Origin of the sequence: Cohnella zeiphila (genome assembly GCF_014212055.1) — a bacterium.
Lineage (GTDB): Bacteria > Bacillota > Bacilli > Paenibacillales > Paenibacillaceae > Cohnella > Cohnella zeiphila.
In genome coordinates, this window is sequence record NZ_JACJVO010000040.1 from 60,090 (window position 1) to 74,571 (window position 14,482).

Here is a 14,482-nt window from a genome sequence, read left to right on the forward strand (position 1 = left end):
GCTTCTTTGCCGATGAACCGGGGGAGACCGGCGCGTCCTTGAACCGGGCGCCAAGATGAGCTAATATGTAGGTACCATTCGCGACAAGTCGTCATAATGTATCATGTTCTGTCATACCTTACCTGAAGAAAGCGCGGTGTTCTCGTGCAGCAAGCGATCGCAGTCCTGGACTCCGGCGTGGGAGGACTGACTGTCGTCAAGGAAGTCATGCGTCAGTTGCCCCGGGAGAAAATCCTGTATTTCGGCGACACCGCCCGCACTCCTTACGGTCCCAGACCTTCCGAAGAAATCATCAAATTTACGCGCGAAATCGTCGATTATTTGTCCCAATTCCGGCCCAAAATGATGGTGATCGCCTGCAATACGGCAACTGCGGTTGCTCTGGAGGACATTCGCAGCCGCTTGTCGATTCCTGTCGTCGGAGTGATCAATCCCGGCGCCCGCGCCGCGATCGGCAAGACGAAGAACGGCCGAATCGGCGTCATCGGCACGGAGGGCACGATCAAGAGCGGAGCCTACGAGCAAGCGCTGCACCGCCTGTCTCCGCATATCGATGTGGTGAGCCAGGCTTGTCCGGCGTTCGTGCCTCTTGTGGAGAACGGGAACTTCCGGTCGGGGGAGACAGAGCGCGTCGTGAGAGAAAACTTGCTTCCGCTCCAAAGCCGCAGGCTCGATTGCCTGATTCTCGGCTGCACGCATTATCCGTTCCTGGCCGAGACGATCTCGGAGACGATGGGGCCGAACGTGACGCTGATCAGTTCGGCGGACGAGACGGCAAGGGAAATCAGCACCATCCTTCACGAAAACAATCAACTGGCAGGCAGCGGCATGTCTCCGGTTCATCAGTTTTTTTGCAGCGGGGATACGAAGAAGTTCCAAGAGATCGCCCAGACGTGGCTCGGCGAGCAAATACGGCTGACGCCGGTCGTCTGGCAGGTGCCCAATATCGGCGCCTGAGATCGGTCATCGTCCGCACAAGCAAGCGACCGTGCCGCCCTTCGGCCCTATGGCCGGGGGTGGCATTTTGCCATGTTCCGCTTCATATATCGTTAGAATAACGATGTTGAAGGGGGTCGATAGCCTTGACGAATGTCATGTCCTACGTCGTGCGGGCCGGGGACACGCCGCGGCGGATCGCCGCCTCGTTAGGCGTCTCTTATAGCTCTCTGGCCGCCGCCAATCCGCAATGGATCGAAGGAGAGCCGCTGATCGAAGGGGAGCTGCTTCAGGTGCCCGTCCGGCTGCCGCGGCGGTATTCGGTCTTGGGCGGCGACACCTGGGAGTCGATCGCCGTCAAGGCAGGCTGCCCGGCGGCTCGTCTGCGGGAGATCAACGGAAGCATTCAGGGCGAGCAGCTGGAGGAAGGGCAAGTGATCGAGCTTCCCGCACCGGGCAGCGACCGGATCGTCAAGGCCGGCGCCGAATACGGCTCCGCTCAGCTGGCCAGGGATATAGAGCGCCTGAAGAAGGAATATCCGTTCCTGACGGAAGCGGTCATCGGCCGAAGCGTCATGGGCAAGCCGATTCACGCGCTGCGGCTGGGCGAAGGCGCGTTCCGCCTTCATGCGAACGGGACGGTCCACGCGAACGAGTGGATAACGGCGCTGGCGCTCATGCGCTTCGTCGAAGAGTATGCCCGGGCCTGCAAGTGGCACGGCTCCATCGGCGGCAGATCGGCGGCGGCGCTCTATCGCCGCTGCACGCTTTGGGTCGTGCCGATGGCCAATCCCGACGGAGCGGATCTGTCGCAGGCCGGGCTGAAGCCGGATCATCCTTTCTATAAAGATCTGCTTAGATGGAATAAAGGCTCGCGCCGCTTCGACCGCTGGAAAGCGAACATTCGCGGCGTCGACCTGAACGACCAGTTCCCCGCGTTCTGGGAGGAGGAGCGGAAACGGCGGGGCCGCGGCGGACCGGGGCCGCGCGACTACTCGGGGCCGGCCCCTCTGTCCGAACCGGAGGCGCAGGCGCTGGCCGGATTCGCGCGGGAGACGGATTTTCACGCGGCGCTTTCTTTTCACACCCAGGGCGAGGAAATATACTGGAACTATCGCGGGCTCGAACCCGAGTCGTCCGAACGGCGGGCGAGCCGTCTTGCCGCCGCTTCCGGCTACCGGCCCGTCAAGCTGGAGGGGAGCGACGCCGGGTTCAAAGATTGGTTTATCGCGGAATTCCGCCGTCCCGGCTTCACGGCCGAGATGGGGTGGGGGCGCAATCCGCTTCCGCTTCGCGTTTTTCCGGATGTCTATGACGATACGCTCGCCATATTGACGGAAGCGATGGAATTCGCCGAGTGAGTCGAACGGACGCTCGCGGGGTACACTTGTAGGAGGAAAAAAACGAAAGCGGGGAGGGACGCGGATGGCTCGTCGGATACGTGCGCGCGGATCTTGGCGGCGGCTGGGCACGAAGCTGCCGACCCGCCTCTGGCGCATTCTGCGCTCCCCTCGCGTGTCGGTTGCGGATAAGCTGCTGTTCGTCGTTCCGGTACTGCTGTATTGGGTGCTCCCGGACTTGATGCCGTTCATTCCGATCGACGACATCGCGGTAACCTTGGCGGCGGCCGGCTGGTACGTCGGACGGATGGAGCGCAAGTATGGCCCGAACGCGTTCGAATGATCCGCAGGAAGTCGCGGCCGGCGAAGAACGCGGTTGCGGGATCGCTGCCGTTTCATTACAATAGAACGTGACTCTCGAACGGTACGATGAACAAGACAGGAGCGAACAGCCATCATGAAATGTAAAATTACCCGCAATGCCGCCAAAATTTTGCGCGTCGAGCTGGACAAGCCCGAGAACGCCGAGCTGAAGCTGCGCGTGTTCGTCACCCACAGCCATGGCGATCACGCCCATTACGGCCTCGATCTAGACAAGCCGAAGGAAGACGATGTTATCGTTTCGACGGATAAAGAGATTGACGTCCTGCTCAAGTCCGGCGAGGAGATGCTTGACGGCGTCGTGATCGATTATCTGTATTTGCCGCAGGAAGGATTCGTCATCACCAATCCGTCTAAAGGCAACCACGGAGAGCACTGAGCCTCCGCATGCCCGTCAGGGAACCCGGAAGAGCCTGCTGGCGTCCTTCCGGGTTTTGTGTTTTTCTGAGCCCGCGGCTCTCTCTTCCTCTTTCTCTTCACATTCTCCGAGCCGGTTGCCCAGGGATTAGCCCCCTTATGGCCTGAGTTAATGTCAGAACGCAATAACTTCCGCAGAACCGGACCGCACGAGCGTCAAGCGATGAGATAAACACCTTACAACAACACAAAAAAAGCCGGAGGAGCTGTCCCCGGCTTTTGCAAATTAAGATTGGACGGTGAGCACCGTCATCTGGCCGTTCGAATGGTCGACGGCGACGTTGAAGCCAAGCTGGCCGGCCGCGAAGCCGAACGGGATCAGGGCGGTGCCGCCGACGAGCTGAGGAGCGTTGGCCGACGTAACGGCGCTTCCCGACGCCTGGGCTTCGGTGCTGCCGACGGTCATCTTCAGCTTGCGTCCGTTCACGGACAGCGTGACCGTCTTGGTCGCCTGGTCCCATCCGAGATCGGCTCCGAGCGCGGCGGCGGCCTGCTTGACCGGCACGAGCAGCTCGTCCTTCGTGTCCGCGAGCACGCGGTTCGTGAACACTTTGGATTCTCCGTTCAGCATGACCTGGAAGCCGACCACATTGTCGTCCGCGTTCAGGACGGCCGTTTCCGCCTGCTGCTTAAGCTGCGCGTTCAAAGAATCCACGTTGCCGTCGGTGACCCGGTACTTGGCGTCGTCGGCTCCGATCGCTTCGGCGATCCAACTGTTGACGTCCTGCTTGTGGTGGGACAGATCCTTGTACAAGTCCAGATCGTACGTCCATTCGCTGTTGGCCTGGAAATCGTACAGCTTCACGTTCGGAAGAGAGGCGAACTGCTCGTACATCCACTTGCGCATCTCCAGCTGGTTGCCGAAGCGTCCGGGATTCGTGTTGTACCAGACGACCTGGCGCAGCACGCTGTAGGGCGGATAGTAGAAGTCGAACTCGACGTCGGGATACGCTTTGACCAGCGACAGAATGTTGTCGTCGAAGCTTTGCTGAACGACGTCCAGCGTCTCCTCGTTCAAGCCGAAGTAGACTTCGTCCACGTTGGCTTGGGCGTACGACTTCGCCACCTTGGCCTTCCCGTACGTCACCGCATGATTCCAGTTGTATAAATATTCGAGGTTCTGCGGCTTCAAATGCTGCAGGTTCGCTTTGATGCTGTTAAAAAACTGCTGATAGACCGAGTAGTTGAACAAATACGGGTAATCGTTCCACCACTTGTCGTCGTACAGATAGTCGGGGAAATTGTAGCCGTCGTCCGCCGAATTCGACTTCAGCGAGAAATAGTCGAGGCCCCACAGAACCCGTTTGACCTTGCCCGTGCTCAGCGCCACTTTGGCGATCTTATTGTGCTCGTCCGCCGTCGAGCCTTCGATGGACAGCTTCATCACTTTGCCGCCCAGTTGCTCGCCTACCTGGGAGGGCAGGAAGTTCTCGGTCATCGAAGTGCCGATGATGATCGTGTCGTAATCCCAGTTTTTGGCCAGACCGGGATTCTGGTACCGCTCTTCGGTCGAGAAGCGGGGCGTATACCAGCCGGCCCGGTGATAGAACTGCAGTGGATCGATCAGCACGGTGAGGAGAGCGACCGCAATTGCCGCGGTCGCGGCGAACAGGACGAACCAGCCGACCATTCGCCGGGCGCGCTTCCGAAGCGACGGGAGAGGCGCGGACCGCGTCTCGGATTGGGAAATGGCAGACATGCAGGGAAACCGCCTTTCATCTCTCTAAAAGTTAAAGTAAAGGAACGTGCTGATCCGGTTCAGGTAGAGCAGCGACACGACGAACAGCACCGCGATGCCGAGCGCCGTCTTCCATCCGGGCTTGAAAGTCGTCTCGAGCTCGGACGAATTCCGGAAGATCAGCACGAACGGCAGGAAGACGACGATGAGCAGGATCGGCGCCCAATGGGCGCTGAGCAGGCCGATGCCGATCCCGTTCATGCCGACCATGCCCTTGAGCAGACGGAACGCTTGCTTCCAATCCTCCGCCCGGAAGAACACCCAGGTAAAGTTGATGAACAGAAACGTCAGCAGCCAGGCCAGCCAGGTCGGCAGCGGACGGCCGCGGCGGGTCCAGACGCGCTGGATCGCTTGTCCGACGCCGTGCAGGGCGCCCCAGAGAATAAACGTCCATCCGGCGCCGTGCCAGAGGCCGCCGAGCAGGAACGTAATGATCAGGTTGCGGTTGGCGATGGCGAAGCCGCGGCGGTTGCCTCCCAGCGGTATGTAGATATAATCCCGCAGGAAACGGCTGAGCGTCATGTGCCAGCGCCTCCAGAAGTCGGTGATGCTGACGGCTTTGTAAGGCGAGTTGAAGTTTTGCGGCAGGCGGATGTTGAACAGTAGCGCGATGCCGATCGCCATGTCCGTGTAGCCGCTGAAGTCGAAATAAAGCTGGAACGTATACGACAGGGCGGCGATCCACGAGTCGGTGAATTCGGTCGCTTTGGCGAAGCCGCTGTTGGCGTACAAGGCGAACGTGTCGGCGATGACGACCTTTTTGAACAGGCCGATACAGAAGACGAAAATGCCCTTGGCCGCGTTCGGCCAGTTCCATACCTTGTTGCGCTTGCGGTCGAACTGCGGCATCATCTCGCTGTGGTGCAGGATCGGGCCGGCGATCAGATGCGGAAAGAACGTGACGAACAACGTATAGCTGATAAAATTGAACTCCTTCGCCTTGCCTTTATAGGCGTCGACGAGGAAGGCGATTTGCGTGAACGTGAAGAAGCTGATCCCAAGCGGAAGAACGACCTGCAGCGCCGTATAGGTATGTCCGGTCACATCTCCCAAGTTTTGCAAGAAAAAGTTTGCGTATTTATAGTAGCCCAGCAGCAGCAGATCGACGGCCAATCCCCCGATCAGCACTGCCCGACGCGCCCCTGTGCCTCGGGAAGACCAGGCGGCGAGCCACCGGCCGATGAAGTAGTTGAATACGATGGAGCCGAGGATAAGCGGAACGTACCTGACGTTCCAATAGCCGTAGAAAAATAGCGATGCGAGCGCCAACCACGTCTTGGAGGCGACTGTCCAGCGGAACCGGTTAAGCAGGAAGTACACGATCGCCGTCGCCGGCAAGAACACGAAGATGAAAGGGTACGAATTGAATAACATGATTTCCCTCTTTCTGTTCGGATAGACGATAACGATTAGAAAATGCCGCTTTTCCCATTATAAAAGAACTTTCGACAATCAAGGCTTAATTTTATCATAAAAATAACGACAGATTGAGGAAAAAGGTTACAAACCGCGAAATTTGACCGAAAAAAAGCACCGGAACGAGCGTTCGCGGTGCTTGAACCGGGCGATCGGGCGCCCGTCTTAAAGCTTCGGTACCAAATCGTGCTCGACGACCAGATCGGATATTTCCAGTTCCTTCTTCGCCGCTTCCGCGCCGGCGGTGCAGGCCGAGATATCGGTTTTCTCGCCGCTAGGCATCGCGTAGCAGCTTCCGTTCTGGACAAGGCCGTCATTGGACGGGACGTAATAGACCGAATTGTCGGTGTATCCGCCGTTGCGGAACACGACCGGAGCCTGAGCGTCGGATACCATGCTCACGCCCATCATCTTGTTGTCTCCCACCGGAACGCCCAAGAGCTGAAGGACGGTCGGCGCCGTGTCGATCTGGCCGACGGCTTTGTCGTTGACGCCGGCATGCTCGTCGTTCGGGAAGTGGATGAAATACGGCACCTTCCGGACGATGGCGTCCTGCTGCTGCGCGGTCAACGGGTGGCCGTAAAATTTCTCGTACGTGCTCATATCGTAAAGCGAGTTGTCATGGTCGCCGTAGAACATCAGGATCGTGTCGTCCCACAGTCCCGCGTCCTTCAGTTCCTGGACCAGTTCTCCGACCGCGGCGTCTACGTAATGGGCCGCTTCGAGATAATTGCCGAACGTCGTTCCCTTGAAGTCGCCCGAATCGAACTGGGTGACCGAAGGCGGAAGATCGAACGGATGATGGCTGGAGATCGTGATCGCCATCGCGTAGAACGGGGATTTGCCCCGCTCCTTCAGCTGGTCGACGGTCTGACGGAAGAACGATTTGTCTCCGATCGACCAACCGAGCGGCTCGTCGTTCGTAAAATCGTTAATGGTATAAAATTTATTGTATTCCATATCGCGATACATGTTCGTCCGGTTCCAGAAGCTTCCGTCGTAGGCGTGGTGCACGGTCGTGTCATAGCCTTCGCCGTTCAGGATCGTCGGCGTGCAATCGAACTTGTGGTCCGCGAACCGGATGAAGACGGATCCGGTCGGCATCGGGTGCATCGAACAGCTGGTCAGGAAGTCGGCGTCCGAAGTTCTCCCTTGCGACGTCATATGGTAGAAGTTCGGGAAATAAAGGCTCTGGCCGATCAGTTTGTTCAGGTTCGGCGTAATCTCCTGGCCGTTCCACGATTGGTTCAGCAAGAACTCCTGGAACGCTTCGGCCTGGATGATCAGCACGTTCTTGCCTTTGTAGGCGCCGAACATCGGTTCGGTCTCGGCCTGCTTCTGCAGCTTGGCGCGCTCGTCGAACCAGTTCGAGGCTTCCTGGATCTGCTGCCCGGAAGGCCCTCCGCCGAACCAATGCTCCTTCGCGTAACGGTACGTGTCGTAGCCGTGAAAGCCGAACAGCCCGGTAACGTTATAGATCGGGATGTTCCACCAGTTGCCGACGAACAGTCCGGTTGCCCAGCCGTTTTTCTGCTGATTGACGGGCACCGCGATCATGTAGATGCCGGCGACCAGCAAGGCGGCTCCCAGCGCCAGGCGAACAAGGAAGGAGGCGCGCGTCGCCCGGCGATATGTCGGATAAGCATCACGATTCCGCTGCCTGCGGCCGTGGTACCAGCAGGACCAGACGGCGAGCGCGGCGGCGATCGGCAAGTCGGCGAACAGAATCCAGTCGCCGGGGTGGATCAGCGTATGAATGCTGTCCGTCAATTCCCCGACCTGGCCGGCCTGCATGAGCACCGGCACGGAGATGAAGTCCTTGAAATAGCGGAAGTAGACCAAATCCGCGAACGTGCTGACCGACAGCAGCAGGTCCAGCACCGCGAGCACGACGGCGCGCGTGCGGCGGCCGAGCCAAACGGTCCAGAACGTGGCGAGCACCATCGCGCCGAGATTCACTTCCCACTTCCAATGGTTCATGCCGCCGACATTGAGCTGCCCGTCCAGCCAATTCAGCTTGTAAAGCATGGAGACGATGAGCAGCATGGCTCCCCAATAAGGCCAATAACGTATTCCGTGAAAAGAGAGCCGGACGCCTTTGCGGGCGGCGGTCTGCAACTGAGACATCATGGATGAAGACGCATCCTTTCGCGTGTTTGTTTGGCAGCGCGGCGAGAGCCGGCTGCTCTTCCCGCGATCGCCGCGCGCGCTCCCGCAGTTGGCGCGCCGCCGGCATGAATCGGAGAAGGAAGGGGACCTGAAAACGCTTTTTGTAATCGTTCTGTAAACATCAGATAGTATAGCGCGAACGGCCCGGCGAATTCAAACCGCGTAAAGGGGAGGAAAACCCGCCTCGAGAGGGGATGACCGTCGCGGGTCGGCTTATTTGGGACGATTGCCCGGGAAATGAGCCGATCCGGGGAACGTTGGGGCATGGAAGCGGTACGTTGGACCGGGGACCGTCGCCCCGGCCGAGGAAGCGGAAGCTCCGTTCGTTCGTTGGAACGGCTCATTTGAATCCGTTACAATAGAGAGGATCATGACCGCGCAAAGCGGCATAGGGGAGGAATAACGGTGGACGCGAACATAGGGACGGGACCTGAGGCTTATTTCGATTCGCTGTTCGAGACGGACCCGGCATGGGAACGGATCTCGGCCGCGATTCGGGAACGGGACATGCCGGACATCTCGGTGGAGCGAGGCTACGGGCGGCTGCTGACGATGCTGGTGGCGGCGACCGGCGCGCGCGCGGTGCTGGAGATCGGCGCGCTGGCCGGCTACAGCGGCATTTGTTTATCGAGGGGGCTCCCGCCCGGCGAGGGCATGCTGACTTCGCTGGAGCTGAAGGCGGAGTACGCGGAGCTGGCCTCGGCCCAGCTTCGCGAGGAAGGCTTCGGCGATCGCAGCGAGATGATCGTCGGCCCCGCCGCGGACAGTCTGGCCCGGCTGGAGCGGGAGGGGCGGCGGTTTGATTTTTTCTTCATCGACGCGGATAAGGAAGGCTACCCTCTCTACCTGGAGTACGCGATCCGCCTGGCGAACCCGCGGGCGGTCATCGCCGCCGACAACACGCTGCTGCGCGGCCGGACGCTGAACGCGGAGAAGATGGGGCCGGCGGTGCAGGCGGTGCGCGACTTCAACCGCACGATCGCCCGCGATCCGCGGCTGACCGGCGCGCATCTGCCCGCGTACGACGGCCTGGCGCTGGCGATGATCAAGTAGCACGAGCCATCATCGGCCGGCCGCGCGGGCGCCTCGGCGCTGCAGCAGAGCGTAGGCCCATACCGAAGTGGCCAGCAGGAACGCGGCCGAGACGAGGAACAGGCCCTGAATGCCGATGAAGCCGGACAGGGCGCCGCCGACGACGGGGCCAATCATGTTGCCGAGCGCCAGGAAGCTGCTGTTGAAGCCGAACGCCCGGCTCTCGCGCCCGTCCGGCGTGAAGCGGCGGATGAGCGAGTTGACCGTCGGGATGAGGCCTCCGACGAAGCAGCCGAGCAGGAAGCGGCAGACGAGCAGCTGCGGCACGCTGCCGACGAACGCCTGCGGAACGAACATGACGCCGGCGCCGATCAGCGAGACGATCAGAATGCGGGTCGAGCCGATTCGATCGCTGAGCCGGCCGAGGATCGGCGCGGACACCATGTTGGAGAAGCCGGTCACCGAGCCGACGAACCCGGCCCAGAAGGCCAGGTTCTCGGGCGTTCCGTGCAACTCCTTTACATAGAGCGGCATGAGCGCCATCGGGCTGAGCATCGCGAACTGGATCAGGAACGTGACCGAGAACAGGGCGGGAAGCTGAGGAATCCGCACCAGCTCGCGGAACCCTTTGATCATGCTTGCCTGGGGCCGCCGGGCCGCCGCTTCCCGGTCGAACGATTCCTTGACCATGATCCAGCTCAGCGTCGACGCGACGAACAGCAGCGATCCGGTAATATAGAAGATCGGCCGGAAGCCGAACGTGTCGGCCATGACGCCGCCGATCAGCGGCCCGAGGATCGTTCCGGCCGTTCCGCCGGACTGCAGCGTGCCCATCGCGAAGCCCATCTTCTCCTTCGGCGTCGTCGCCGAGACGAGCGAGACCGCAGCCGGCGAGAAGCCGGAGATGACGCCGTTCATCATGCGCAGCAGAAGAAGCTGCCAGGGGGCGGTTGCGAAACCCATGAGCATGATGACCAGCGACATGCCGAAGCCCGATCGCAGCAGCATCATTTTCCGTCCGTAGCGGTCCGACAGCTTGCCCCACAACGGCTGGAAGAAGAACGAGGTCACGAAGTTCGCCGCGAAAATAAAGCCCGCCCAAACGCCGATCTCGTGATCTCCGGTTACGCCCAGGTCCTGCTGCAAGTAGAGCGACAGAAACGGCGTGATCATGGTCATGCCCGCCATGACTAGAAAGTTGCCGAACCAGAGCACGGCCAGGTTCACTTTCCAACGTTCCATGTCTATCACCTTCTCTTACTAGTTAAACAATCACGGGATTCAGTATAGCACAACCGGAGAGCGCTGAACGCGCATGTTCACTCTTTCATTGTCATACGATTGTCATACTCCCTTGACGGAGGCAGGTTGTGAGTCCCTCCCAAAAGGGGCATAATGGATTAAAATAAAGATTCCATATCAAGCCAAGAAGGGGCAGAAGACGAATGAATGACCGATTCCTGCGCGCCTGCCGCCGGGAACCCGTCGATCGGGTGCCGGTGTGGTACATGCGGCAAGCCGGACGGTACGACCCCGATTACCGGAAAATCAAAGAGAAGTATTCGCTGCTGGAGATTTGCCGGCAGCCCGAGCTGGCCGTCGAAGTGACGATGATGCCGGTTCGCAAGCTCGGCGTCGATGCCGCGATTCTGTACTCGGACATTATGAATCCCGTCGCTTCCATCGGCATCGACTTCGACATCGTCAAGGACGTCGGCCCGGTCATTCACAATCCGTTGCGCAATGCGGCGGACGTCGACCGGCTGCGGCCGATCGACGTAGAAGGGGATCTTCCCCACATTCTCGAGACGATCCGCCTCCTGCGCAAGGAGCTGGACGTGCCGCTGATCACGTTCGGAGGCGCGCCGTTTACGCTGGCGAGCTACCTGATCGAAGGACGGCCGTCGAAGTCGTACATCCGCACGAAAGAGCTGATGTACGCCGAACCGGACGTCTGGCATCGGCTGATGGGCAAGCTGGCCGACATGGCGGCCGCTTATTTGCGCGCCCACGCAGAGGCCGGGGCGCAGGCGGTTCAGCTGTTCGACAGCTGGGTCGGATCGCTGGCGCCGCATGATTTCGAGCAGTTCGTGCTGCCTCACGTGCGGAGCATCTTCGCTCAGTTGAAGGATGTTGCGATTCCGAAAATCTATTACCCCGGCGTCAGCTCGGGCGAGCTGCTGCCGCTGACCGTCGATCTCGAAGCGGACGTTATCGGGCTCGATTGGCGCGTGCCGATCGCCGAAGGACGCCGCCGCACGGGCGGCCGCTTCGCGGTGCAAGGGAACCTCGATCCTTACGTGCTGACGGCCCCGGCGGCCGTTATCCGGGAGGAGGCGCGGCGCATTCTGGACGAGGGGATGCGGGAGCCGGGCTTTATTTTCAACCTCGGACACGGATTGTTCCCCGAAGCTTCCTTGGACAAGCTGCGCGAGCTGACGGAGTTTATCCATTCCTATTCCGAGAAGCGATTGAGAGAAGGGGTGACGCCATGAGCGCGAATCCGATCGGCGTGCTGGTGATGTCCTACGGAACGCCCGAAAGTCTGGAAGGCGTCGAAGCCTATTATACGCATATTCGCCGGGGGCATCCCCCGACCGCGGAGCAGCTCGAAGATTTGACGTCGCGCTACCGGTCGATCGTCGGCGGGGTTTTCCCGCTGCGCGAGAATACGAACCGGCAGGTGGCGGCGCTGCAGCGGACGCTGGACGAACTTGCGGGCGCCGGCACCTATCGCTGCTACCAAGGGCTGAGGCACGCGTCCCCGTTCATAGAAGACGGCGTCGCCTCGATGGCGGCGGACGGCATTCGGGACGCGGTGGCGATCGTGCTGACGCCCCAGTATTCGTCGATGAGCGTCGGCGGCTACATGAAGCGCGCGAAGGAAGAAGCGGAGAAGCAGGGCATTCGGATGGCGACGGTGGAGAGCTATCATCTTCATCCCGAGCTGATCTCCGCGCTCGAGAAGCGGGTCCGGAACGGCCTGGCGAAGTTCGACGGCGGCGAAGACGAGGCGCTGGTGCTGTTCAGCGCGCACAGCTTGCCGGCTCGCGTGGTGGAGATCGGGGATCCGTACCCCGAGCAGCTGCTCGAAACGTCGCGCGCGGTCGCGCAAGCGGCGGGCGTGGGAAGATGGAAGTTCACCTGGCAGAGCGCCGGGCAGACCGGACAGCCATGGCTCGGCCCGGACATTCTCGAGACGCTGGATACGCTGGCCAAGGAAGGAACGCGGGCGGTGCTCGTGACGCCGGTCGGCTTCGTGTCGGACCACCTCGAGGTGCTGTACGACATCGATCTGGAAGCGCGCAAGTTCGCCGAAGAGCGCGGCATCCGGCTGGAACGGATCGAGATGCTGAACGACGATCCGCAGTATATGAAGGCATTGGCCGATTCGATTCTCGAAGCGGCCGAGACGATCGGGTCCGAAGCGACGGCAGGATAATCGTGGAAAATCGTTTAACGGCATAAAAGGAGAGTGGCGTTATGAGACGGGATGTCAAGCGGGTCGCGGTACTCGGCGGCGGCATCACCGGCCTGAGCGCCGCTTTTTATTTGAAGCGGCTCTCGAAGGAACGGGGAACGGATGTCGAGGTGACGGTGCTGGAAGCGTCCGGACGGCTCGGCGGCATGGTGAACACGCTGCGCAAGGAAGATTTCGTCATCGAGCGGGGGCCGGATTCGTTCCTCGGCCGGAAACTGCCGATGCTGCGGCTGGCGCGCGAGCTCGATCTGCTGGACGAGCTGGTCGGCACGAACCCGCAGGCGACGAAGACGTATATGGCGGCGGACGGACGGCTGCAGCCGATGCCGAAAGGAATGAACCTCGGTATCCCGAACGAGCTGGGCACGTTCGCGCGGAACAGCCTCGTATCGCCGCACGGCAAGCTGCGGGCGCTCGACGAGCTGCGGCTGCCGCCGAAGAAGGACGACGCCGACGAGTCGGTCGGCGCGTTCCTGGAGAGACGGCTCGGCCGGGAGATGGTCGAGCGGATCGGCGAGCCGCTGCTGGCCGGCATCCATGCCGGCAACCTATACAAGCTGAGCCTCAAAGCGGCGTTCCCGCAGTTCGCCGAGATGGAGCGCAAGTACGGCAGCGTCATCAAGGGAATGATGGAAGCGCGGCGGCTGGCGCCGGCGGCGGGAGCGAAGGCGGCCGAAGCCCGCTCGGCCGCCGTGGGAGGGGCACCCGTTCCGCCGACGGCGTTCCTGACGTTCCGCCGCGGCCTCTCCACGCTGATCGAAGCGCTGGAAGAACGGCTGCGCGCCGAAGGCTGCGACATCCGCCTCGGCAGCGAAGTCGCGGCGATTCGCCGCGCGGCTTCGGAGGCCGCAGCGGAGCCGAGTGCGCCGGCCTACCGCTTGGAGCTGAGCGGCGGCGAAACCTTGGAGGCGGACGCCGTGCTGCTGACGCTGCCGGCTTACGTCTCGGAGAAGCTGCTGGCTCCGCACGTCGATGTCTCCGCGCTCGCCGCGATCGATTACGCCAGCGTCGCCAACGTCGTGTTCGCCTATGACGCCGAGGGCTTCAACCACAAGCTGGACGGCTCCGGCTTCCTCGTTCCGCACGGCCAGGGCTTTACCATTACGGCCAGCACCTGGACCTCGTCCAAATGGGGCCATACCGCGCCCGCCGGCAAGCGGCTCATCCGCTGCTACGTGGGCCACGCGGACGATTCTTCCGCCGTGGAGCTGTCCGACGAGGAGCTGACGGCGGCGGTAAGCCGCGATCTCAGCAAGCTGATGGGACTGAACGCGAAGCCCCTGTTCGTCGAGATTACGCGGCTTCGCCGTTCCATGCCCCAATTCCCGGTCGGGCACGTGGAGCAGATCGCCGCGCTGCGCAAGAAATTGGCCGAACGGCTGCCCGGCGTCTACGCGACGGGGGCGTCGTTCGAAGGCGTCGGCCTTCCGGATTGCGTCGGCATGGCGAAGGAAGCGGCCGAGCGGATTCTCGGCGGTTGATCCCCGGCCGTGAATGCGAAAAGAGACTTTCCGTAAAACCGGAGCGAAGCCGCCCGGTCTCACGGAAAGTCTCTTCTTTTTTTGCTTGGCG

At 61.1% G+C, this 14,482-nt stretch carries 12 protein-coding genes; 8 read left to right on the forward strand and 4 right to left on the reverse strand.

From position 1 onward, the window contains the following. Nucleotides 1-144 precede the first annotated feature (144 nt). From racE to H7C18_RS29445, 4 genes are all read left to right on the forward strand, one after another. Nucleotides 145-957 (forward strand): glutamate racemase, encoded by an 813-nt coding sequence (racE, locus tag H7C18_RS29430; RefSeq protein WP_185132698.1) that lies wholly within the window; start codon nucleotides 145-147, stop codon nucleotides 955-957. A gap of 125 nt (nucleotides 958-1,082) precedes the next feature. Further along, complete coding sequence (locus tag H7C18_RS29435; protein WP_337913923.1) at nucleotides 1,083-2,297, forward strand: M14 family zinc carboxypeptidase; 1,215 nt, start codon at nucleotides 1,083-1,085, stop codon at nucleotides 2,295-2,297. Nucleotides 2,298-2,361: 64 nt separating this feature from the next. Beyond that, complete coding sequence (locus H7C18_RS29440; RefSeq protein WP_238358046.1) at nucleotides 2,362-2,619, forward strand: hypothetical protein; 258 nt, start codon at nucleotides 2,362-2,364, stop codon at nucleotides 2,617-2,619. A gap of 114 nt (nucleotides 2,620-2,733) precedes the next feature. Further along, on the forward strand, nucleotides 2,734-3,036 hold the full coding sequence (locus H7C18_RS29445; protein WP_185132699.1) for an iron-sulfur cluster assembly accessory protein: 303 nt from the start codon (nucleotides 2,734-2,736) through the stop codon (nucleotides 3,034-3,036). Between the two features lie 264 nt (nucleotides 3,037-3,300). Here H7C18_RS29445 and H7C18_RS29450 read toward each other — a convergent pair whose 3' ends face one another. From H7C18_RS29450 to H7C18_RS29460, 3 genes are all read right to left on the reverse strand, one after another. Further along, nucleotides 3,301-4,773 carry a copper amine oxidase N-terminal domain-containing protein gene (locus H7C18_RS29450; RefSeq protein WP_185132700.1) on the reverse strand — a complete coding sequence of 491 codons (1,473 nt, stop codon included), beginning with the start codon at nucleotides 4,771-4,773 and terminating at the stop codon, nucleotides 3,301-3,303. 24 nt (nucleotides 4,774-4,797) lie between these two features. After that, complete coding sequence (locus tag H7C18_RS29455) at nucleotides 4,798-6,186, reverse strand: MBOAT family O-acyltransferase (RefSeq protein WP_185132701.1); 1,389 nt, start codon at nucleotides 6,184-6,186, stop codon at nucleotides 4,798-4,800. Between the two features lie 207 nt (nucleotides 6,187-6,393). Beyond that, the gene (locus H7C18_RS29460; protein ID WP_185132702.1) at nucleotides 6,394-8,358 is read right to left on the reverse strand and encodes an LTA synthase family protein; all 1,965 of its coding nucleotides are present in this window, start codon (nucleotides 8,356-8,358) and stop codon (nucleotides 6,394-6,396) included. Nucleotides 8,359-8,802: 444 nt separating this feature from the next. Here H7C18_RS29460 and H7C18_RS29465 point away from each other — a divergent pair, with 444 nt between their 5' ends. After that, complete coding sequence (locus H7C18_RS29465) at nucleotides 8,803-9,450, forward strand: O-methyltransferase (RefSeq protein ID WP_420481892.1); 648 nt, start codon at nucleotides 8,803-8,805, stop codon at nucleotides 9,448-9,450. A 9-nt stretch (nucleotides 9,451-9,459) separates the two neighbouring features. Here the strand turns inward: H7C18_RS29465 and H7C18_RS29470 are convergent, their stop codons facing one another. Further along, nucleotides 9,460-10,671 (reverse strand): MFS transporter, encoded by a 1,212-nt coding sequence (locus H7C18_RS29470; RefSeq protein ID WP_185132703.1) that lies wholly within the window; start codon nucleotides 10,669-10,671, stop codon nucleotides 9,460-9,462. A 203-nt stretch (nucleotides 10,672-10,874) separates the two neighbouring features. Between H7C18_RS29470 and hemE the strand changes: the two genes are divergently transcribed. From hemE to hemG, 3 genes are read left to right on the forward strand one after another with little or no spacing between them, the layout of a single operon-like run. After that, nucleotides 10,875-11,924 carry a uroporphyrinogen decarboxylase gene (gene hemE / locus H7C18_RS29475; RefSeq protein WP_185132704.1) on the forward strand — a complete coding sequence of 350 codons (1,050 nt, stop codon included), beginning with the start codon at nucleotides 10,875-10,877 and terminating at the stop codon, nucleotides 11,922-11,924. After that, nucleotides 11,921-12,871: a ferrochelatase gene (hemH, locus tag H7C18_RS29480; RefSeq protein ID WP_185132705.1), complete on the forward strand. Its 951-nt coding sequence runs from the start codon at nucleotides 11,921-11,923 to the stop codon at nucleotides 12,869-12,871. The genes hemE and hemH overlap by 4 nt, the downstream gene beginning before the upstream one ends. 41 nt (nucleotides 12,872-12,912) lie before the next feature. Continuing rightward, nucleotides 12,913-14,391: a protoporphyrinogen oxidase gene (hemG, locus tag H7C18_RS29485; RefSeq protein WP_185132706.1), complete on the forward strand. Its 1,479-nt coding sequence runs from the start codon at nucleotides 12,913-12,915 to the stop codon at nucleotides 14,389-14,391. Nucleotides 14,392-14,482: the final 91 nt, after the last annotated feature.

Bases quoted from the DNA above. Each gene is read 5' to 3' on its own strand.
- H7C18_RS29455 (WP_185132701.1), bottom strand. From the start codon at position 6,186: ATGTTATTCAATTCGTACCCTTTCATCTTCGTGTTCTTGCCGGCGACG.
- hemE (WP_185132704.1), top strand. From the start codon at position 10,875: ATGAATGACCGATTCCTGCGCGCCTGCCGCCGGGAACCCGTCGATCGG.
- H7C18_RS29460 (WP_185132702.1), bottom strand. From the start codon at position 8,358: ATGATGTCTCAGTTGCAGACCGCCGCCCGCAAAGGCGTCCGGCTCTCT.
- hemG (WP_185132706.1), top strand. From the start codon at position 12,913: ATGAGACGGGATGTCAAGCGGGTCGCGGTACTCGGCGGCGGCATCACC.
- H7C18_RS29445 (WP_185132699.1), top strand. From the start codon at position 2,734: ATGAAATGTAAAATTACCCGCAATGCCGCCAAAATTTTGCGCGTCGAG.
- H7C18_RS29470 (WP_185132703.1), bottom strand. From the start codon at position 10,671: ATGGAACGTTGGAAAGTGAACCTGGCCGTGCTCTGGTTCGGCAACTTT.
- hemH (WP_185132705.1), top strand. From the start codon at position 11,921: ATGAGCGCGAATCCGATCGGCGTGCTGGTGATGTCCTACGGAACGCCC.
- H7C18_RS29450 (WP_185132700.1), bottom strand. From the start codon at position 4,773: ATGTCTGCCATTTCCCAATCCGAGACGCGGTCCGCGCCTCTCCCGTCG.
- H7C18_RS29440 (WP_238358046.1), top strand. From the start codon at position 2,362: ATGGCTCGTCGGATACGTGCGCGCGGATCTTGGCGGCGGCTGGGCACG.